This is a genomic window from Pseudoalteromonas sp. CR1 (assembly GCF_019392235.1).
Classification (GTDB): Bacteria; Pseudomonadota; Gammaproteobacteria; order Enterobacterales; family Alteromonadaceae; genus Pseudoalteromonas.
The window spans coordinates 1-20,937 of the sequence record NZ_JAHXRM010000018.1 but is presented as its reverse complement, the minus strand read 5'-3'; the positions used below and the strand labels follow the sequence as shown (position 1 = coordinate 20,937).

General features: G+C 39.0%; 17 protein-coding genes. 11 read left to right on the top strand and 6 right to left on the bottom strand.

Translation table 11 applies throughout. The features are described 5' to 3' along the window. Positions 1-16 precede the first annotated feature (16 nt). The 5 genes from ihfB to KZZ04_RS14975 all read left to right on the top strand — a co-directional run bounded on the left by ihfB (position 17) and on the right by KZZ04_RS14975 (position 3,081). The gene (ihfB, locus tag KZZ04_RS14995; RefSeq protein ID WP_006794165.1) at positions 17-304 is read left to right on the top strand and encodes an integration host factor subunit beta; all 288 of its coding nucleotides are present in this window, start codon (positions 17-19) and stop codon (positions 302-304) included. 21 nt (positions 305-325) lie between these two features. Further along, the gene (locus tag KZZ04_RS14990; protein WP_058403952.1) at positions 326-607 is read left to right on the top strand and encodes a lipopolysaccharide assembly protein LapA domain-containing protein; all 282 of its coding nucleotides are present in this window, start codon (positions 326-328) and stop codon (positions 605-607) included. Between the two features lie 2 nt (positions 608-609). Beyond that, entirely contained in the window at positions 610-1,746 is a 1,137-nt protein-coding gene (gene lapB / locus KZZ04_RS14985) for a lipopolysaccharide assembly protein LapB (protein ID WP_219423070.1), read from the top strand. Positions 1,747-1,908: 162 nt separating this feature from the next. Next, positions 1,909-2,613, top strand: a complete 705-nt coding sequence (pyrF, locus tag KZZ04_RS14980; RefSeq protein WP_219423069.1) for an orotidine-5'-phosphate decarboxylase — start codon at positions 1,909-1,911, stop codon at positions 2,611-2,613. Between the two features lie 93 nt (positions 2,614-2,706). Continuing rightward, entirely contained in the window at positions 2,707-3,081 is a 375-nt protein-coding gene (locus KZZ04_RS14975) for a hypothetical protein (RefSeq protein ID WP_058403955.1), read from the top strand. A 37-nt stretch (positions 3,082-3,118) separates the two neighbouring features. On the opposite strand, the gene KZZ04_RS14970 is transcribed toward KZZ04_RS14975, so the two are convergent. Together KZZ04_RS14970 and KZZ04_RS14965 are read right to left on the bottom strand one after the other, a co-directional pair. Continuing rightward, positions 3,119-3,955: a S1 RNA-binding domain-containing protein gene (locus KZZ04_RS14970; RefSeq protein WP_219423068.1), complete on the bottom strand. Its 837-nt coding sequence runs from the start codon at positions 3,953-3,955 to the stop codon at positions 3,119-3,121. 2 nt (positions 3,956-3,957) lie between these two features. Further along, complete coding sequence (locus KZZ04_RS14965; RefSeq protein WP_219423067.1) at positions 3,958-5,280, bottom strand: DEAD/DEAH box helicase; 1,323 nt, start codon at positions 5,278-5,280, stop codon at positions 3,958-3,960. A 199-nt stretch (positions 5,281-5,479) separates the two neighbouring features. Here KZZ04_RS14965 and KZZ04_RS14960 point away from each other — a divergent pair, with 199 nt between their 5' ends. From KZZ04_RS14960 to KZZ04_RS14940, 5 genes are all read left to right on the top strand, one after another. Next, positions 5,480-6,487, top strand: a complete 1,008-nt coding sequence (locus tag KZZ04_RS14960; protein ID WP_058403958.1) for a rhodanese-related sulfurtransferase — start codon at positions 5,480-5,482, stop codon at positions 6,485-6,487. A gap of 171 nt (positions 6,488-6,658) precedes the next feature. Then, positions 6,659-7,672 (top strand): efflux RND transporter periplasmic adaptor subunit, encoded by a 1,014-nt coding sequence (locus tag KZZ04_RS14955; protein ID WP_219423066.1) that lies wholly within the window; start codon positions 6,659-6,661, stop codon positions 7,670-7,672. A 2-nt stretch (positions 7,673-7,674) separates the two neighbouring features. Then, on the top strand, positions 7,675-10,755 hold the full coding sequence (locus KZZ04_RS14950) for an efflux RND transporter permease subunit (protein ID WP_219423065.1): 3,081 nt from the start codon (positions 7,675-7,677) through the stop codon (positions 10,753-10,755). Between the two features lie 88 nt (positions 10,756-10,843). Further along, complete coding sequence (locus tag KZZ04_RS14945; protein ID WP_058403961.1) at positions 10,844-12,739, top strand: putative nucleotidyltransferase substrate binding domain-containing protein; 1,896 nt, start codon at positions 10,844-10,846, stop codon at positions 12,737-12,739. A gap of 3 nt (positions 12,740-12,742) precedes the next feature. After that, complete coding sequence (locus KZZ04_RS14940) at positions 12,743-13,447, top strand: 3'-5' exonuclease (protein ID WP_219423064.1); 705 nt, start codon at positions 12,743-12,745, stop codon at positions 13,445-13,447. 55 nt (positions 13,448-13,502) lie between these two features. Here the strand turns inward: KZZ04_RS14940 and KZZ04_RS14935 are convergent, their stop codons facing one another. From KZZ04_RS14935 to pxpB, 4 genes are all read right to left on the bottom strand, one after another. Continuing rightward, positions 13,503-15,083: a BCCT family transporter gene (locus tag KZZ04_RS14935; protein WP_138530181.1), complete on the bottom strand. Its 1,581-nt coding sequence runs from the start codon at positions 15,081-15,083 to the stop codon at positions 13,503-13,505. A 381-nt stretch (positions 15,084-15,464) separates the two neighbouring features. Next, on the bottom strand, positions 15,465-17,138 hold the full coding sequence (gene asnB / locus KZZ04_RS14930) for an asparagine synthase B (RefSeq protein ID WP_058403964.1): 1,674 nt from the start codon (positions 17,136-17,138) through the stop codon (positions 15,465-15,467). A gap of 288 nt (positions 17,139-17,426) precedes the next feature. Beyond that, the gene (locus tag KZZ04_RS14925; RefSeq protein WP_219423063.1) at positions 17,427-18,377 is read right to left on the bottom strand and encodes a biotin-dependent carboxyltransferase family protein; all 951 of its coding nucleotides are present in this window, start codon (positions 18,375-18,377) and stop codon (positions 17,427-17,429) included. A gap of 3 nt (positions 18,378-18,380) precedes the next feature. After that, on the bottom strand, positions 18,381-19,031 hold the full coding sequence (pxpB, locus tag KZZ04_RS14920) for a 5-oxoprolinase subunit PxpB (protein ID WP_219423062.1): 651 nt from the start codon (positions 19,029-19,031) through the stop codon (positions 18,381-18,383). Between the two features lie 246 nt (positions 19,032-19,277). Between pxpB and msrA the strand changes: the two genes are divergently transcribed. Continuing rightward, entirely contained in the window at positions 19,278-20,567 is a 1,290-nt protein-coding gene (gene msrA / locus KZZ04_RS14915; RefSeq protein ID WP_219423061.1) for a peptide-methionine (S)-S-oxide reductase MsrA, read from the top strand. Positions 20,568-20,937 lie beyond the last annotated feature (370 nt).

The window sequence follows — 20,937 nt, the reverse complement described above, 5'->3', positions numbered from 1 at the left end:
TTTTTAAGGAAACGCTATGACTAAGTCAGAACTGATAGAAACACTTGCGGAACAACATGCACACGTTCCAGTGAAAGATGTTGAAAATGCTGTAAAAGAAATTCTTGAACAAATGGCCGGCTCATTATCTTCTTCAGATCGAATTGAGATCAGAGGGTTTGGTAGTTTCTCTTTGCATTTCCGCGCTCCTCGCACAGGTCGCAATCCTAAGACTGGCGATACTGTAGAGTTAGATGGAAAGCACGTACCTCATTTTAAACCAGGTAAAGAATTACGTGACCGCGTAAATGCGAGCATTGCCTAGTTAATATAACGGAGTAGTTACTTGTTCAAGGTATTGAAAATTATTCTGGTTGCACTATGCCTAATTAGTGCCTTTGTATTAGGATCACAAAATCCACAGTTAGTACAAGTAAATTATATTATAGCCAGTAATACATTACCATTAGCTGTAATAATAAGTATCTGCTTTTTGTTAGGTGTTTTAATAGGTTTTTTTATAAGCTTCAAGTTGTTTTCTCAGTTGAAGTGGCAAAACTACCGGTTAAAAAAGCAATTGTCACCTGAAAAAAATAAAAATAAGCCTGACGCTAATAAAGACACCTAATTATGATTGAGCTTTTGTTTTTATTACTACCTGTCGCAGCTGGTTATGGCTGGGTTATGGGAAAAAACAGCGCTAAGAATCATGCCCATCAACTAAATAGACAAATTACGTCTGAATACAGTAAAGGTTTAAAGTTTTTATTAGACCGTGAAGAAGATCAAGGCTTAGAACATTTAATAAACCTACTTGAAGTTGCCGCTGATTCGGTTGAACACTATTCCACTCTTGCCACAATGTTTCGTCGTCGAGGCGAACTAGATCGTGCAATAAAAATACATGAACTCCTCTTAAAACACCCTAGCTTAAGTGAGCAGCAAGCTGCAACCAGCCGTTTAGAACTCGCTGAAGATTACATTATGGCTGGCTTACTAGATGGCGCAGAAGAACATTTGGTTTGGCTAGTCAAAGCAGGGCACGTAGAAGCTCTCGATCCTATTATTACTTTGTATTCGCAAACTCGTGAATGGGATAAAGGCATTAATATGTTTGAATCTCATAGCGAATTATTTTCTAAAGAGCAGCAATTTAAAGCCATAGCGAATTTTTATTGTGAAGCTGCGCTTAGTGATAATAATCCTCAAATTATGCGTAAAGCGATTAGTTTAAATTATAAAGCAGTTAGGCCCTTGTACGAGCTAGGTGTCATCGCTTTTTCCAAAGAGGATTACGTTAAAGCTATTTACTACTGGCGTGAACTAATCTGTCAGTTTACGTTGTTTGCGCCGTTATTTATTGATGAGCTAGCGCATAGTTATAAACAACTTAACTTAACGCATCAATTTCATGAACTAGTAAGCGATTTACTAGACAAAGGTGGTGTTCTAATAAAAATAAAACATTGCCAAGCGCTCCTAGAGCAAGGACACACTAAGCAAGCTTTTGATTTTTTAACTGATAGTTTAAAAAGGCAACCTACAATCAGAGGTTTTAGTTTTTTACTGCAGCTTATGGGTGACCAAAATAAAAATACAAAAGAAGTGCTCAATGAAATTGACAAACTTGTTACGTCATATATAGCGACTAAGCCAGACTTTCAATGCCAGCATTGTGGCTTCACAAGTTATACAATCTATTGGAATTGCCCCTCTTGTAAACATTGGGAAACCATTGTCCCAAGCAGAGGTTTAGACGGATTTTAATAACCCCTAAATACTTAATTATTGTAGAGCCCTTACAAATTCGACTAGAAGTTTAACTAGCGCCAATATACTAATTAACCTCTTTATTCACTTTGTGTAAGTTCGCTAAGCTAACTAAGTAAAATATACAAAAACTCTTTACTGCTATACATTAGGATAACTATGTCTTTCGAAAATTCAAAAAAAGTACTTATCGCTTTAGACTACGACGATCAAGAAACAGCGTTAGCATTTGTAAAACAGCTTTCGCCCGATACTTGTCGTTTAAAAGTAGGCAAAGAAATGTTTACATACTTTGGACCTGAATTTGTAAAAGAATTAATTGAACTTGGTTTTGATGTTTTTTTAGATTTAAAGTTTCATGATATTCCTAATACAGTCGCAAAGGCAGTCACAGCGGCTGCAAAAATGGGGGTATGGATGGTAAATGTTCATGCATCGGGTGGTTTCGAAATGATGACTAAAGCAAAAGTTGCTTTAGAACCGTTTGGTGATAAAGCCCCAATTCTTATTGCTGTTACTGTATTAACAAGTATGGATGAGTCAGAATTAAAGCGATTAGGTATAAATAAATCACCTCAGGAGCAGGTAATATACCTTGCAAAACTAGCCAAGGAAGCAGGCCTTGATGGTGTTGTTTGTTCCGCGCAAGAAGCGAGTGTTTTAAAGGCTGAGCTTGGTGAGTATTTTAAACTAGTTACACCCGGTATTCGTCCTGAAGGTAGTGATGCAGGCGACCAGAAAAGAATAATGACTCCAAAAAAAGCAATTGAAGCAGGTAGTGATTACTTAGTAGTAGGCAGGCCGATTACTAATGCATCAAATCCAGTAAAAGTACTGCAAGATGTTAATGAGTCTATAAAATAGTTTACAAAAAACAGCAAATAAGTACTAAACCCCTTACGTTATGTGTAATTTGTGTTACATTTATAATATCAAAATGTTGTGAGGGGTTTTATTTTGAAGGTATTAATTGGTTCATTGGTCATTATCATCGCAGGCTTCTCTTTTAATAAATATGTGTTTTCGAGTAAAGCATATGATGGAGTTACAACAGTAACAGATGTTATTTCAGCGTATCCTGTAAATATGTTTGATTTTAAAAAAACAATGAAAGACTACGCACATCACCTTTGTTACAGAAACTCCGACACATTGAATGCCCAGGATATAAGTGTTAGTGCTTGTTTAACAAACCATGACGAAAAAAAATTAGAGTGTGAAAAAAAGGTGTTCAGGCTAGCACCATTGAACTTAGAATCAGAAAGGGAAGTACTTGATTATTCAAGGCAATATACGCAATGCACATTGCCTTATAAGTATATTTTAGGTTAAACACTCATTATAAAAATATAGAATGAGTGTTGTTTAATTATTTCGATTTCAAGCGAATTGATTTTGCTTCAATTTCAATAAGCTCTTGCTTAAACAAACCACCAATTGCCTTTTTATAATTCGCTTTACTCGTAGAGAATACTTTTTTGATAAGTTCAGGATCAGATTTATCGCCAATAGCGAGTATTCCGCCTTCGTTTTTAAGTTTTTCCATTATTTTATCGCCAAGCTCACTTACCTTGCCCATGCCTGGCTTTTCTAGCACAACGTCAATTTTTCCGTCTTCTCTTACTTTTTTAACAAAGCCCTTAAGCTTTTGCCCTACAAATAAGTTTTTAAACACCATGTTGTAAAACACAACACCAAAGTGAGATTCTTCAATAAGCACTTTGTAGCCAATATCTGTTTTACCAGCAACAATTAAATCAACCTCTTGAAGATTAGTGTATTCAGGTTCATCTTTAGATAAAAAGCGATTAAAGTTAGTTGAAGCACAAATGCGTTGGCTGGCATTATCAAGGTACAATCGAACTAAATAAGAATGTCCCTCTTGCATGCGTGGCTTTTGTTCATTAAATGGGGCTAGTACATCTTTTTCTAATCCCCAGTCCAAAAAAGCACCGATACTATTTATTTCTTTGACACGTAAAAGGGCGTACTCACCTACCTGAGCATGTGGCTTTTTAACCGTTGCAGTTGGCAAATTAGCGTTATCTAAATATATAAACACGCTAATGCTATCACCGGCTTCAAGTTCATCTTTGATTTCGCTCTTTGGTAAAAAAACTTCACCTAAATCATGACCGTCCAAGTAAGCGCCTTCATTACTTACTTCTTTTACAAATAGTGTTTGGGTTGTTCCAAGGTAACTCATAATTATTCCTGCTCAGGCTTTTTTTTACGGCGCATTGGTGAATCGCCATCGATATTCATAGGGGCTTTAATGGGTGCTACTGGTTTTTTGGGTTTTGCTTTACGTTTTATTTGTGGCTTTTTAACATGCGTTACTTTTTTAGCTTTAAGCGTTGAAGCAGGTTTTTTCTCTTTTATGCCTTTAAATTTAGCTTTAAGTCCGTCAATACTTGCAAACTTAAGTTCATCATTTAAAAAAGATTTAATTGATAAATAACTAGCCCAATCTTTAGGGCCGACTAACGAAATAGCAGTACCTTTAAAGCCAGCACGTCCAGTTCTACCTATTCGGTGTACATATTCTTCAGCATGCTTTGGTAAATCGAAGTTAATCACATGGGTTACGCTTAGTAAATCTAGGCCACGAGATGCGACATCAGTGGTAATTAATATTTTAAAGTTTCCTCTGCTAAACGAGTCCATAATGTCTAAGCGTTTGCTTTGTGTTAAATCACCCGCAAGTGCAACTGATTTAAATCCTTTGTTGTTTAGCTCTTCGCTCAAACGACTTGTATCTGCCCGGGTGGCAGTAAATATTATGCATTGGCCAACTTCGTCTTGCTTTAAAAAGTGTGCTAATAACGCTTCCTTGTGATCTAGGTGGTCAGCTAGGAAGAGTGTTTGCGTTATATCGCTATGTTGCTCGTTTGCAGCGCTAAGCGTAATTTGTTTTGGTTTTTTTAATAAATTACGCGAAAGCGCATCTACTTGTGCATGGTCAAGCGTTGCTGAAAATAATAATGTTTGTCGAAGGCGGTGATTTGCTTCGTCATTAATTAGTTTTAATTGTTCGGTAAAGCCCAGATCTAATATGCGGTCTGCTTCATCAAAAATCAGCAGCTCTAACCCACTTAACTGTAAAGAGCGTTTAGCCACATGATCAGCCAGACGACCCGGTGTTGCAACTACAAACTGTGGATCGTTTCTTAATGCTTTAATTTGGTCGTTAAAGTTCTCACCACCTAATACTTTAACTGCCTTAATAGCAGTGCCTGCTATTAATAAACGTAGTTGAGTAAAAACTTGCGTGGCTAGTTCGCGTGTAGGGGCAACAATAAGTACACGTGGATCGCGTTTACTGAGTGCTTTTTGTTTCATAACCCTTTGAACTGCTGGTAATAAAAACGCCAAGGTTTTGCCCGACCCAGTCTTCGACTGAGCAAAAATGTCATGCCCTGCAAGTGCGGTAGGCACTGCATGTGCTTGAATGTCTGTGGGCTGGGTGATCCCTTGATGTGCTAATTGTGTTTCAAGGCGAGTATCAATCCCAAGATCAGTAAAGTGCAATGTAATGTTCTCCAATGTGCAACTTAAATTAATTGCTGCATTATAGCGTACACATGGCTTATCCCGACAGCAAAAAGCAATGTATGCTGCTATTTTTTGCAATTAATCTAAAAAAGCGTAAAATACGCGCCCCATATGCGCCGGATTTACGATTCGGTAAACGCCAATATTGGCTTATTAAGGCAAAATAGGAAATAAAATGACAGCTGTTCATAAAGACGATCTTACCAGCGAACACTTTGTAGTGTGCGCATTATACAAATTTGTAGGTCTGCCAGAGTTTGAGGCATTACGTAAACCTTTATTAGAGGTTATGGAAGCAAACGAAGTTCGAGGCACATTACTTTTAGCTGCAGAAGGGATAAATGGCACTGTTTCTGCAAAAAGAGAAGGCATTGATAACCTCCTTGCATGGCTAGATGAGCAGCCAAATTTAAAAAATATTGTCACTAAAGAATCTTATGACGACGAATGCCCGTTTTACCGCACAAAAGTAAAACTAAAAAAAGAAATTGTAACAATGGGCGTAGAGGGAATTGATCCCCTTAAAGTCGTGGGGAGCTATGTTAAACCTCAAGACTGGAATGCATTAATTTCTGACCCAGAGGTTGTTTTAATTGATACGCGTAATGATTACGAAATTGAAATTGGTACATTTCAAAATGCCGTTGATCCCAATACAACCACTTTTCGTGAATTTCCGCAGTGGGCAAAAGAAAATCTTGATCCAGAAAAACATAAAAAAGTAGCTATGTTTTGTACAGGTGGCATTCGCTGTGAAAAATCAACGGCCTATATGAAAGAACAAGGCTTTGATGAAGTTTATCACCTTGAAGGCGGAATACTTAAGTATTTGGAAGAGGTGCCAAAAGAAGAAACCATGTGGGAAGGCGAATGCTTTGTTTTTGATAATCGCGTTGCTGTAAACCATGACCTACAAAAGGGATCGTACGATCAGTGTCATGCGTGTCGTATGCCTATTACTGAACAAGAAAAACAAAAGCCTGAGTATCTAGAAGGTGTTTCATGCCATCATTGTATTGATAACGTAACGGATGAGCAGCGCGCGCGCTTTGCAGAGCGCCAAAAACAAATTGAACTTGCTCAAGCTCGTGGTGAAGGGCATATAGGTAATGAAGCACAAACTGTTCTTCAACAACGCAAAGAAGCTAAAAAAGCACAAAAAGATGCGCAACGCGCAAAGTAATTCATCGGTAATAGTTATTAAATAAAAAAGAGCTTCACGGCTCTTTTTTTTGCCTTCATTTTGTTATTCATCTTATATAGTTGAGCATTCAGCGTTAACACGGGCTAGTTTTGATCACAGTTTTGTTACACTGCGTATAGTGGTTAACAAAATTGTCTATTAGGTGGTTCTTTGAAATTGCGCATACTTCTATTAAATATCTACTTGTTATTATTCATTTTTAGCACCGCAGCATCAAGTGCAAATGTAATGGTACAAAAAGTAACAACGGAACGTACAAAAGAAGAGGTGAAAGCTGTAGGAAATGCAGAAGCAATTCATTCCGTTATATTATTCCCTGCTGTTGGTGATAGAGTTACAGCAGTTCACTTTAAACCGGGTAACTTTGTTAAAGAAGGAGATGTTTTAGTTGAACTAGACTCTCGTAGGCAAAAAGCAGCCCTTCAACAAGCAGAAATAACCCTAGCAGACACTCAGCGTACACTTAACAGACTCAGCGAAAGTCACAAAAAAGGGGCAATCCCTAAAAGTGACTTAGATGATGCGAAAACTCTGCATGCACTTGCCGAGGTTGCACTTATCAATGCAAAAACAGACCTAGAAGATAGAACAGTACTTGCGCCATTCGATGGTGTGATGGGGCTTACTGATGTTGAAAAAGGGGATCGCATTACTGAGCAAACAGCCATAGCGACTATTGATGATACCCGCAGTTTGTATATCAACTTTAACGCACCTGAGTCAGCTGTCTCTATGCTAAAAAATAAAGGCATTGTGGAAGTAACACCATGGCAAAGTGCAAAAGCCATTAATGCTCAAGTTTCATATTTAGATTCGCGAATAAATCCACAAACCCGTACCTTACGTGTTAAAGCAAAACTGGAAAATACAAATGATCAGTTTATGCCAGGTATGAGCTTTCGAATTAATATTACAATGCAAGGGGAGTCATACGCGGTTGTGCCTGAAGCTGCACTTATGTGGGGAGCAACAGGTCCCTACGTTTGGAAAAGTATAAATAAAAAAGCTACGCGTATTGATGTAAAAATAGAGCAACGCTTAGCTGGGCGATTGCTAGTTTCAGGTAACTTAAATGAGAACGATATATTGGTTGTTGAAGGCGTGCAACGTCTACGCGAAAACCAAGCATTAACGTTCGCCAATGTCAGTAATTTAGAGGAATAATAATGAAAAATTCCCCTATGATGCAAGATCTCCCTTCAATGGCAATCCGCCGACCTGTTCTTATTGTTGTTTTAAATCTATTAATTATAATTGCCGGTTTAGCTGCAATCGCTGGCATTGAAGTTAGAGAGTTACCAGATGTTGATAGACCGCGTATAACAGTCTCAGCATCATTTCCTGGTGGGTCACCCGAAACGGTTGATACAGAAGTAACCAGCAAACTAGAAGGGGCGATAGCCCGGGTGAGTGGAGTTAAATCAATACGTGCACAAAGTGAAGAGGGAAGTGCTCGTATTGTTGTTGAATTTCGCCCTGGCGTTGACTTAGACAATGCAGCTAACGAAACCAGAGAGTCTGTCGCTCGTGTACAACGAGAGTTACCAGAGGAGGTGGAGCGTGTTGCCATTATCAAAGCCGATAACGATGCAGAAGCGGTTGTATCGCTCACTGTGTCAAGTAGTAGTCTGGCTCTTGAAGCCCTTACTGAGCGAGTCGAAACCGATTTAGCACCTCAATTTCTAACAATACCAGGCGTTGCCGATGTAAGGTTGAACGGAGACCGTAAACGCGTTTTACGTGTACGTTTAGATCCCCTAAAATTAAGCAGTTTTAATCTTACTATTCCTGATGTAGCAGACGTTTTACGAGAAGCGCCCTTTGATGTACCCGCGGGTAGCCTTAAATCAAGTGACCAACAAGTAATTGTTAGAGCCGATGCAACTTCTATTACACCTAGTGAAGTTGCAGATATTATTGTAAGCGGTGATACACGAGTAGGTGATATTGCATCGGTCTATTTTGGTCCTGCAGATCCACGCTCTATGGTTCGTTTAGATGGCAAACCCGTAATTGGTATGGAGGTTATTCGCCAAGCACAGTCTAATACAATTGAAATATCGGATGAAGTTCTTCAGTTGCTCGAAAACATGCGCAAACGATTCCCTGAGCTCGAATTTACGCTAACCTCAGATGACGCGCAATTTATAAGAAGCTCAGTTGATGAAGTCATCAACTCCTTAGTGCTTACCGTTTTGTTAGTGGTAATAACATTATGGGTATTCATAGGTTCGTGGCGCGCTACACTTGTGCCTGCTTTTGCTATACCTGTTGCGCTTATAGGTTCACTTGCTCTTATTTGGACCCTTGGTTTTTCTATCAATATACTCACTTTATTAGCGCTTGTGCTAGCCACGGGTTTAATAGTCGATGATGCAATTGTTGTGAGTGAAAACATACAACGTCAAAGAGGCTTAGGACTTGGTCGGCGCGCTGCCGCTGTCATAGGTACGAGAGAAGTATTTTTTGCGGTTGTTGCCACAACTGCGGTATTGGCAGCGGTTTTCATTCCTATTGCTTTTTTACCTTCTACTGCAGGACGATTATTTAGAGAGTTTGGCGGGGTGCTTGCCGGCGCCGTTATTATTTCAAGTTTTGTCGCATTATCACTTGTTCCTGCATTGACTTCAAAATTAAAACTGAAAGAACAAAGCACCCACCCGTTTGCTAAAGTAGGCAATAAGCTTGTTAAGCTTTACAGTATAACTATAAAAAGCGTTTTGAACCGTGCTTGGTTAGTTCTCATAGCGTGCATATTAATAGCCTTTGGTTCTGGTGCATTGTACCTAAACCTCGATAACGAACTTTTACCAACAGAGGACAGGGGTAAAATACGAATTTTTGCCAGAGGACCTGATGGTGTAGGTTTGAACTTTATGGACAGGCAAGCAATGCAGATGGAAGATATTTTGTTGCCTTTCGTAGAAAGTGGTGAAATAGAATCTATTTACACCGTTGTTGGGCAATGGGACCCTAATATAGTGTTTATAACGGTTCCTCTTAAGCATTGGGATGACCGCCAATTTACTCAACAAGAAATCATTAATAAAATTCGTGGTCCGTTAGGTGAAATTCCAGGCGCAGCCGGACGTGCATCGGGTTCAAACAGTTTAAATTTAAGAGGCCAAGGTGGCGGAATAGAAATTGCTTTATTAGGCCAAGACTACCAACAAATTTTTATTGCTGCGCAAGACTTTGCAAAACAAATTGAAAATGCAATTCCAGGTACAGCGCCAGTGCGAGTATCTTATCAGCCATCACAACCACAATTACGTGTAAATATTGATAGACGAAGAGCCGAAGAGTTGGGTGTATCGCTAAGTGATATTTCAATTACACTTCGTGCCGCCATAAATGGTGATGATATTGCTGATTTAAACATTGGTGACCAATCAATACCTATTATGTTGCAAGTGCAAAACCAAGTTATTCAAGATCCAAGTGATTTAGCAAACCTTTATGTGGCAAGTTCACAAGGAAGGTTAGTCCCAATTAGTAGCTTAGCTAATATTAGTGAAGAGGGCGTTGCTGCAGAGCTTGAGCGTCATGCTCAGCGTCGTGCTATTGAATTGGATATGGAATTACCCGATGGGATGACGATTGCAGATATAGTCGAGCAAATTCGTAATTTGTCTCAGCAATCTTTGCCTCAGGGCATTACTCTTGCGTTTAAAGGCGAAGCGCTGACCTTCGAAGAAACTGCAAACGAAGTCCTTCTAACTTACGTTTTAGCATTCTTAATTGTATTGCTTGTATTAGCTGCTCAATTCGAAAGTGTTAACAGTGCCATAGTGGTAATGCTAACAGTTCCATTTGGTATTACCTCTGCCATCTTAGCGCTGTATTTAACGAATACGTCTCTCAATATTTATTCTCAAATTGGTTTAGTAATGTTGATTGGTCTGATTGCAAAAAATGCTATTTTACTGGTTGAATTTGCAGACCAACTTCGCGATCAAGGCTTATCTGTGCGTGAGGCGGTTGAAGAGGCTGCGCTAGTTAGGTTACGTCCAATCACTATGACACTCGTTTCTACGTTGCTTGGTGCATTACCATTAATATTATCAAGTGGGGCAGGTGCCGAAGCGCGTAATGCAATAGGTTGGGTTGTATTTGGTGGGCTGTCGCTTGCTGTTTTATTTACTTTATACTTAACACCAGTCATCTATTTAGGGCTTGCACGTTTTACTAAGCCAAGAGGGGATGAAACTAAACAGCTTGCTCAAGAGCTTGAACATACAGAGTAAATCTTTATGAGCCTAATTAATCTTTTTTCTTTAAAAAACGGTTAATTAGGCCCACAATTGCATTACTGGATATTAGTAGGGATCTATAATGCAAAGCGAGCAAATTGAAATAGCGCAATTTTTATCACAACACCCTCCTTTTGATGATCTTCCTCAAAAAGCATTAGATGAACTTGCCCAACAAGTTGAAGTCAGTTACTTCAGGGCTAATACCGATATTTTACAATATGGCCAAGACATAGCTGATTTATACATAATAAGAAGTGGCTCTGTTGAAATGTACCGACGTGATGGTGAGCTGTATAATCGTTTGGCCACCGCAGGAATATTTGGGCAAATGGGGTTACTAATGAATCGAAAGGTGCGTTTTCCGGCTACAGCGCTCGAAGACACCTTAGTTTATTGTATAAACGTTGACATTTTTTTGCAGTATTGTGATGAATATGAAGTATTTGCAGATTACTTTGAAACGGATGGTAACGTGCGTTTGCATCAGGCAATTGTAGAACAAGCCGATGGAAACGATTTAACGACTGCCAAAGTTAAATCGTTACTTCACCGAGAGGTTGTCACAGTTGACGCAACTGAAACAGTAAAAAATATTGCACAGCTAATGACTGATGAATCGGTATCGTCAGTGCTAGTTACCGACGTTAATAAGCCCGTAAATAACGACCCCCAAGAAGATGACGGGCAAGTTGTTGGCATAATAACAGATAAAGATTTACGTACTAAAGTTGTGGCGCAGGGGCTTGCTTTCAACACACCTGCACACGTTATTATGTCCACAAACTTAGTACTACTTGATCAAAATGACTATATTTTTGAAGCTGTGTTGGCCATGCTCAGAGATAACTTACATCATCTTCCAGTGGTACAAAAAAAACGGCCGATAGGTGTTATTTCTTTATCAGATATTTTGCGTTATGAATCGCAGAGTAGCTTATTGTTGGTGCGTGGTATATTGGCACAGCAGTCTGTGGAAGATTTAGCCCACTATGCAAATCAACTTCCCCGTGTATTTGTGCGCATGGTAAATGAAGACGCTAACTCTCACATGGTTGGTACTGCAATGGCTGTCATTGGCCGTACCTTTAAACAACGACTGTTAATACTTGCAGAAGAAAAGTTCGGCCCGCCGCCAGTACCTTACTGCTTTATTGCATTAGGCTCTATGGCAAGGGATGAACAACTTATTGTTACCGACCAAGATAATGCACTCATATTAGATAATAGTTATGACGATGAAAAACATAATACATATTTTCAAAACTTAAGTGACTTTGTTTGTTATGGATTAGCTCAATGTGGCTATAGCTATTGCGACGGTGAAATTATGGCATCCTTTAAAAAGTGGCGAAAAACACAAGACCAATGGTTTGAGCAATTTTCCCAATGGATTGCTGAGCCTAAACCACAGGCTTTGCTTAATAGCTCTATATTTTTTGATTTAGACGGTGTGTGGGGTAAAACAAAGTGGGCTGATGAGTTAAAAACATTTATTGCAAAGCAAAGTGCAAGTAACAGAGTGTTTTTAGCTAACATGGCATCAAATGCACGAAATAGAACACCTCCTCTTGGTTTTTTTAAAGGGTTTGTTCTCGAGCACAACGGACAACATCAAAAGTCTATGAACTTAAAACGACGCGGTACTGCGCCATTAAGTGATGTAGTGCGTGTTCATGCACTTGCAATTGGATCTCGTAAGCAAAATTCATTTGATCGCTTAGAAGATATTATAGAAGCCAATGTTTTACCTGAAGGTAAAGCGCAAGATTTACGTGATGCGTTAGAGTACATTTCAATGACGCGAATACGCCATCAGGCATGGCAAATTGAACAGGGTGAAGCACCCGATAATAACCTTGACCCTCATTTACTTTCTCCTTTCGAACAGCGACATTTGAAAGATGCTTTTGCTATTTTAGATAAGGCGCAAAGTTACCTTAAATTTTGTTATAGCGCACACTCAGGTGTGAAATAATCTATGTTTTTTAAAGAAGTAATAAACTGGAAAATACGTTATGCACAGCTTGCCGATGATGCGCAAAATAATTTAATAAAAGAGTTTTATTTATCGGCATTTAGCAATGCTAACGCCGCTGTAAAAGAGATTTCTTTTGTTGCATTAGATTTTGAAACAACAGGGCTAAATAGCCAAACAGATGATATTGTGAGTGTAGGATTAGTTCCTTTTACATTAACGCGAATATACTGTAAACAGAGCAAGCACTGGCTTGTTCAGCCAAGACGAAACCTAAGTGAATCGTCTATTGTGATCCACGGTATTACTCATAATGATGTAGATAACGCGCCCGACTTTGACAACATTATTGCTCCTTTGCTTGATGCGTTACGTGCTAAGGTGATTGTTGTTCACTATGCGGCAATCGAACGTGGCTTTTTAAACAGTGCCTTAGTATTGCGATTAAGAGAGCATATTGAGTTTATGGTTGTTGATACCATGGAACTTGAGCGCAGAGCGCTCAAGGCAAAACAAGGCTTAATTGGGCAGTTATTTAACTCTAAATTGGGGTCGTTGAGGCTAAATGACTGTCGCAAACGTTATTCACTACCAGTTTATGAAGGGCATCATGCGCTAACTGATGCGCTTGCAACAGCTGAACTATTGCAAGCTCAATTACGCCATCATTACACTGAAGAAACCCCATTGTGTGAGATATGGAGCTGAACACATACAAATAAAAACGCCGCAAAAAATGCGGCGTTTTATTATTATTAATTTATTATTTAGTCGGTCTAGGCTCAGTTCTTAAACCTAACAACAAGCTCACACACATAAGTAAAAGCACAAACGTAAATGGTAAGCCTGTTGAAACTGCACCTGCTTGTAAGGCCTCAATAGCCTGTGTTCCGCCAATCCACAACAATGCTGCGGCAATAGCGCCCTCAACCGTAGCCCAAAATATACGTTGTGGAACAGGGGCGTCAATTTTACCACCAGCAGTAATAGAGTCGATGACTAACGAACCAGAGTCTGAAGAGGTAATAAAAAATACAAGTACAAGCACAATCGCAATAAACGATAATATATTTGCAAGCGGAAGCTCATCTAACATCTGAAACATTGCTAAAGGAACCTCAGTTAAGCCATTAAGCCCAAGCGCGCCTACACCGTTTATAATTTGGTCAATTGCAATACCACCGTAAATAGACATCCACAATACCGTTACTAAGGTTGGGATTAGTAACACAGCGATTAAAAATTCACGAATAGTGCGCCCACGTGAAACACGAGCTATAAACATGCCAACGAAAGGTGACCACGAAATCCACCATGCCCAGTAAAATACAGTCCAACCGTGCATCCATGTTTCGTCTTCACGGCCATGTGGGTTACTTAAAGGAATAATGTTTTCAACATAGCCCATCACGGTATTTGGAATGTTGCCCATAGCTACAGCAAATCCCACAAGGCAAACAAACAATAACAATACAAACGCTATTAGCATGTTTATATTACTAAGTAGTTTTACACCGCCATCAATGCCGCGAACAACAGAGATAACCGCTAATAAAGTAACCCCTACAATCACTAATATTTGCGAACCAATACCGCCTTCTAAACCAAAGACATGATTAATACCTGCAGAGGCTTGTTGGGCACCCAATCCTAGAGAGGTAGCTAGACCAAACAAAGTCGCCAAAACAGCCAAAATATCAATAATATGACCCGGCCATCCCCACGCCTTATCACCTAAAATAGGGTAAAAAATCGAACGAATTGATAGTGGTAGCCCTTTATTGTAAGCAAAAAAAGCAAGGGATAAACTCACCACTGCATAGATTGCCCACGGATGAAGCCCCCAGTGAAACATGGTTGCTCCCATAGCTAGCTTTGCTGCTTCTGGCGTGTTTGCTGCAACGTTTAGCGGTGTTTCGTACCAACCAGTATAATAAGCAACAGGTTCAGCTACACCCCAAAACATAAGGCCAATACCCATACCCGCTGCAAATAACATGGCAAGCCATGAAAGACGTGTATGAGATGGTTTAGCTTCACTTCCTCCTAAGCGTATATTTCCATATGGAGATACAATAAGTGCTAAACAGAAAACGACAAAAAAGTTAGCAGCCCACATAAATAGCGCATCGAAGTTATTAATGATATCGAATTTAATTGTATCTAGTGCCGTTTTAGCTGTTTGTGGCTCAGTAACAAGTAAGGCAACTAAAAATAAAATAATAAGGCCCGCACTGATCCCAAAAACAGGGTTATGAATATCAAACCCCCACTTTTGAACGTTATCCTGTCCTACGGTGTAATCTGTATTGTCGATACTATATTTGTCATGATTTTCCTTCATGCAATACCTCTTTTTTAATTATAAATAACTGGTTTATCCAGCCGCCCATTAAATACATTAGTCTATATACAGAGAATGAAAAATAATTTGAAGACTAACTAATAATATTCCTATCTTACAGATGATATGAGGTTGCATAAACGTTTAAAGTAACAAATAGTCAAAATATCGTGTTTTTTGGGTATTGTTAGCCATATAAATAGCGATTTTAGAAATTAATGATATGCAGGCAATATTTATAAGGTTAGAACTTAAACTATAATTTAACAAAGAGTTATTTATAAACTAAGTGGTCTATTAAGGTTGGGAGGTAAACTGTAATAAATGGGGTGGGGGAGTTTTATACACTGCATAAAATTTATGCAGTGTATAAATTAGTGCTTATTTTTTACCTGTGTAAGCGTCGTTGTGAACGCCCGCTGCACGACCAGAAGGGTCTGCATTGTTTTGGAACGACTCATCCCAAGCAAGTGCTTCAGGAGTTGAACAAGCAACTGACTTGCCATGTGGTACACACTTTGCTGATGCGTCACCTGGGAAGTGCGACTCAAAAATAGTACGGTAGTAGTAAGCTTCTTTTGAATCAGGGGTATTAATAGGGTATTTGAACTTTGCATTAGCAAGGTCTTGATCGCTTACTTGCTCTTCAACATACTCTTTTAATGTATCTATCCAGCTGTAACCAACACCATCAGAAAACTGTTCTTTTTGGCGCCATAAAACTTCATCTGGTAAATAACCGCCAAAACCTTCACGTAAAATATGCTTTTCAATTTTGCCATCTTTGCACATTTTTGCTTCAGGATTGATGCGCATAGCAACATCAACAAATTCTTTATCAAGGAATGGTACGCGTGCTTCAACGCCCCATGCGGCCATCGACTTATTAGCGCGCAGGCAGTCAAACATATGAAGTTTAGAAACTTTACGGTTTAGTTCTTCATGAAACTCTTGTGCATTAGGAGCCTTGTGGAAATATAAGTAACCACCAAATAATTCATCTGCACCTTCACCAGAAAGAACCATTTTAATACCCATGGCTTTAATTTGACGCGCCATTAAATACATAGGGGTTGATGCACGAATTGTGGTTACATCATAGGTTTCTATGTGGTAAATGACCTCTCGAAGCGCATCAATACCTTCTTGAATAGTAAAAATGATAGGGTGATGCACCGTACCAATCATATCTGCAACTTTTTGAGCCGCCGCTAAATCGGGCGAACCTTCAAGGCCAACTGAAAATGAGTGAAGTTTGGGCCACCAAGCATCGCTTTCGTCGTTATCTTCAATACGTTTAGCAGCAAAACGCTGTGTAATAGCAGAAATAACTGATGAGTCTAATCCACCTGACAGTAATACACCGTATGGTACATCACACATAAGTTGGCGTTTAACGGCTGCTTCTAATGCGTCTTTTACATCTGCCGACTCTGCGCTGTTATCTTTAACTGCGTCGAAAGTTTGCCAATCACGTTTGTAATAAGGCTTAAGTTCACCATCTTTACTGTAAAGGTAATGGCCAGGGGGGAATTCTTCAATGTGTTTACAAATTGGAGAAAGTGCTTTCAGCTCAGAGGCAACATAAAAGTTACCATGTTCATCGTGGCCAGTGTAAAGCGGTATAATACCGATATGATCACGACCAATTAAGTAGGCGTCATTTTCTTCATCGTATAGGCAAAACGCAAAAATACCATTTAAGTCATCTAAAAACTCAGGGCCTTTTTGTTTGTATAGCGCTAAGATAACTTCACAATCAGACTGCGTCTGGAACGTAAAATCAGTGTCTAAATTCGCAGCTAACTCTTTGTGATTATATATTTCCCCATTTACCGCTAATATATTCGTTTTTTCTGGGTTGTATAAAGGTTGCGCACCGCTAGATACGCCAACAATTGCAAGACGCTCATGAACTAAAACTGCTTTTTCAGACGCGTAAACACCAGACCAATCTGGCCCTCGGTGTCGTAGTAATTTTGACATTTCAATTGCTTGGGTACGCAATTGAGCGGGATCAGATTTTATATCTAATACCCCAAAGATTGAACACATAGTAACTCCTCATTCCTATTATGTGTGCAGAACAGCCAACTTGCTGAACTGCGAACCCTTGTTTTATCAGAAATAATTACTCAAGTCACACAGCTTTTGCAATTAATTAAGAATAATTTATGCACCAATGTTTAACTCGTTGCACCTTGTTGGTTAATAGGGCAAAACTCTGATTATTTTTACATCAATTTGCTGTGTAAACTCTGAACTATTAATTAGACAATCAAGCAGGCCGAATTTGTTTATGTAACTAAGTAGTGCAATGAACTACATTAAATTACGCGCGGTTTAACGTCCCCCATTATTGCCTAGGCCTCTACTTTTAAGTGCAATGCTTAACTGGTTTAAATGGCCTTTGAGTTTTTGTTTAGCTTTTAGTGCTTGTTCAAACGTCACGTATTCAAATTCAATTGTATCTAGCGGTTTATATTGAGCAAATTGATGTAAATCTGCTTCAATGACGGTGCCTAATAAGGGATAACCTCCCGTTGTTTGTGCATCGTTTAACAATACAATGGGTTCTCCATTTGGGGGCAGTTGGATACTTCCTGGACTCACAGCAAGAGAAGGTAATGAGTGTGAGTGAGTTAAAGAATAATCATCACTTTGGAGTCTTACGCCCATACGGTTACTATTGTGACTCACTTTAAACGACGACTGAGTAAACCCATTAATGATCTGTTTGGAGAAAAGCTCTGCGTATGGGCTTGGGTATACACGCACAATTTTACGTTTTGGCGGCATAAGTGCGCCGCATTGAGTAAATTTTGATTCGTAAGGAGTAATTTTAATATTGTCACCGGCTATGAGCGATTTGCCATTTAGTCCGCCAAAACCAGCATTTAAATCAGTGGCTTTAGAATTCATAATAACCGAGCTTTTAATTCCCCCTTTAACGGCAATGTAGGCTCTTAATCCGGCTCTCCCTGTTGAAAACTTAAGCACTTTTTTTTGTTTTACATTGTATGTCCAACCCGGGTAAATAGGCTTTTCATCAAGTGTTGCATTTAAATCAGCACCAAATAAGGCAATAACTGTGTTGCATTCAAACTCAAGTTCGCACATGCCAACAGTCACCTCAAGCACAGCGGCATTTTTATCATTATTTAAAAGGCAGTTTGCTATGGTTTGTGCATAAGGGTCTAAGCTACCAGACTGACTAACGCCTAAATGGCGGTATCCGCTGCGTCCAAAATCTTGAATGGTCAGTAATGGGCCACTTTTAATCACTTTAATCATGATTTATTTCCCCACCGAAATAGGTATAAATTCGAGCGTATCACCAGGCTGTATTAAACATGGTTTTTTTAGCTTTGCATCAAACAAGGGCGTGTCAGTATAACCAATAATATGCCAACCTCCGGGCGAATCTGAAGGGTAAATCGCTGTTTGCTCAGCGCCAATAGCAACAGAGCCTTTAGGCACATTTAGGCGAGGCTCGGCACGTCTTGGTGTAAAAAGGTGTTCGTTTAACCCGTTTAAGTATGCAAAACCAGGTAGAAACCCTAAAAATAAAACAGCGTACTGCGCTTCACTGTGAAGATTAATGACGTCATCAATACTTAAATTATGAAAGTTGGCCACGTAGTTTAAATCTGCTCCATTGTAATGCATCTTAATTTTATGATGTTTAGCAACAAACTCATTTGGCTTAATGTTATTCCAAATATCTAGTAATTCTTCATGCCATTTGGCTAACTCTATTTCTTGCTTAAGATACAAAGTGAGTGAGTTCATAGCTGGTACAACGTCAATAAATGACCCACTTGTATTACAATGGCTTGCTAAAGACCAAATTTTTTTTTGAATACTGATAGTGTCGTTAGCGCTTAAATGAGATGCATCAAACATTAAGCTATTGTTTGATAAAGCGTAAACGTGAGGGTTTTGCATTGGTAAAACCTAATTCGGACATCATTAAGCAAACCTAACACATATTTAGTTAATTATTGACAACCTTGAGACTAACAAAAAACATTTTATACAAAATAGTTAATACACTAATCCTGTAATCTCATTGCCAATGAGGTTTAAAAGTAAACTTTATATCTTAAGCCTCGTAATAAATAAGCACGTAGTTTGAAATAATAATCAAGATTAAATGGTCTCAATGAGTACGGACTTGTTTAGAGGTATATTATGAATTATCAGCAATTATTATATTTATCGGGCGCTGCCATTATATTTAGCGCAGGCACTTTTGCTTTATCAATGGAAAAAGTAGAACAAAGCAATGTAGAAGCGAGCATGCATGTAGAAACCCTTGTACTAGGATCGGGGTGTTTTTGGGGCGCAGAAAAACGCTATGAAGCACTAGAAGGAGTGATTGATGCAGAGTCTGGCTATGCTGATGGAAAAGGCTTTGAGGCTACTTACAGAAATATTACTAAGCAATCACGTCGTTTTGACGAAAACAACTACGCTGAAGTAGTCAAAGTTACTTACAACAGCAATATTATTTCCTCACAAGCGTTACTTAAAAATTACTTTGAAAGTCACGATCCTACCCAATTAAACAAACAAGGTAACGACATTGGTACGCAATACCGTTCAATTATTTTAACGAACAATAATGAGCAAAGTGACACTGCTTTCAAGGTTAAAGCGCAGTACCAACAATTATTAACCAATGCAGGGTATGGAGATATAGTCACTGCAATAAAGCCACTCGAGGGGTTTATAGCCGCGGAAGAATACCATCAAAATTATTTACAGAAAAATCCTAATGGCTATTGTCCTGATCATTCTACTGGTGTTTTTTTTGAACCAGTACCTGATGAAACTAAAGACAACACTGCCTTGTTAGCAGGTAAGCAAATTGTGGTTATAGACTCACGCGATTATTGCCCCTACTGCGAGAAGTTTAAAAAAGAGGTGGCGAATGACTACAAAGGAACGATTCCTTTATCATTTAGATTTGCCGATCAATTAGACGGATTAACGATTAAATCGGCTACTTGGGCAACACCGACTATTCTATTTTTAGAAAATGGCGAAGAAGTATACGGACGCCAGGGCTATGCAAACCGCGATACTTTTTATAAAGCCCTAGGGGCATTTAAATTAGGAAATAGCGAAGCCTATAAGGTCGCATTTAATGCCAAAACAGATCGTCCTTATTGTAAAGAATACAAAATATTTAAAAATACTCCAGATGGTACCTTTGTTGACAAGCTCAGTGGAGAGGCTTTGTTTGATACCCGTGATCGCTTTAATTCTGGCACAGGTTGGCTGTCGTTTACGCACCCTGTTAAAAATAGTGTAACCGAACATGAAGACAACAGTTGGGGCATGCAGCGCATAGAGTTGAGGTCTAAAAGTTCAGGAATTCATTTAGGTCACTTATTTCCGGGCGAAGGCCCAAAAGGGGAAGACAGATATTGTATCAATGCAACCGTATTAGACTTTATACCTCGCGATAATAGCTAACATTACATATAAACCAATTGGTCTATAAGTAAAGTTAGTCCACTGAATTAAGTGACGGTGTGAGGGTATGAAAACATTGCCTAGTAAATAATTGCGCTTAAGTTATTTAAAAGAGAGTTTTGTACGTTGGCAGTGGCGCTAGGTGGGTAAGGATTACTATTTATTTATATAATGTTTTACTCGTTTGTAAATAGGCATAAAAAAAGCCCTTAATTACTTAAGGGCTTTCAAATATTTGGGATAGGGTGTAATTAAGTTGTAAAAATAAAACAGCCCAAACTAGGTCACCACCTAACTTGAACTGTTTTTCACACTGACAACATCTTCACACACAATAAAGATTCGGTAACTGCCAAAGGCAGATTTTAAT

Excerpts from the sequence above, each read along its gene's own strand:
- ihfB (WP_006794165.1), top strand. The coding sequence starts at position 17 with ATGACTAAGTCAGAACTGATAGAAACACTTGCGGAACAACATGCACAC.
- lapB (WP_219423070.1), top strand. The coding sequence starts at position 610 with ATGATTGAGCTTTTGTTTTTATTACTACCTGTCGCAGCTGGTTATGGC.
- pyrF (WP_219423069.1), top strand. The coding sequence starts at position 1,909 with ATGTCTTTCGAAAATTCAAAAAAAGTACTTATCGCTTTAGACTACGAC.
- KZZ04_RS14970 (WP_219423068.1), bottom strand. The coding sequence starts at position 3,955 with ATGAGTTACCTTGGAACAACCCAAACACTATTTGTAAAAGAAGTAAGT.
- KZZ04_RS14960 (WP_058403958.1), top strand. The coding sequence starts at position 5,480 with ATGACAGCTGTTCATAAAGACGATCTTACCAGCGAACACTTTGTAGTG.
- KZZ04_RS14950 (WP_219423065.1), top strand. The coding sequence starts at position 7,675 with ATGAAAAATTCCCCTATGATGCAAGATCTCCCTTCAATGGCAATCCGC.
- KZZ04_RS14945 (WP_058403961.1), top strand. The coding sequence starts at position 10,844 with ATGCAAAGCGAGCAAATTGAAATAGCGCAATTTTTATCACAACACCCT.
- KZZ04_RS14940 (WP_219423064.1), top strand. The coding sequence starts at position 12,743 with ATGTTTTTTAAAGAAGTAATAAACTGGAAAATACGTTATGCACAGCTT.
- KZZ04_RS14935 (WP_138530181.1), bottom strand. The coding sequence starts at position 15,083 with ATGAAGGAAAATCATGACAAATATAGTATCGACAATACAGATTACACC.
- asnB (WP_058403964.1), bottom strand. The coding sequence starts at position 17,138 with ATGTGTTCAATCTTTGGGGTATTAGATATAAAATCTGATCCCGCTCAA.
- KZZ04_RS14925 (WP_219423063.1), bottom strand. The coding sequence starts at position 18,377 with ATGATTAAAGTGATTAAAAGTGGCCCATTACTGACCATTCAAGATTTT.
- pxpB (WP_219423062.1), bottom strand. The coding sequence starts at position 19,031 with ATGCAAAACCCTCACGTTTACGCTTTATCAAACAATAGCTTAATGTTT.
- msrA (WP_219423061.1), top strand. The coding sequence starts at position 19,278 with ATGAATTATCAGCAATTATTATATTTATCGGGCGCTGCCATTATATTT.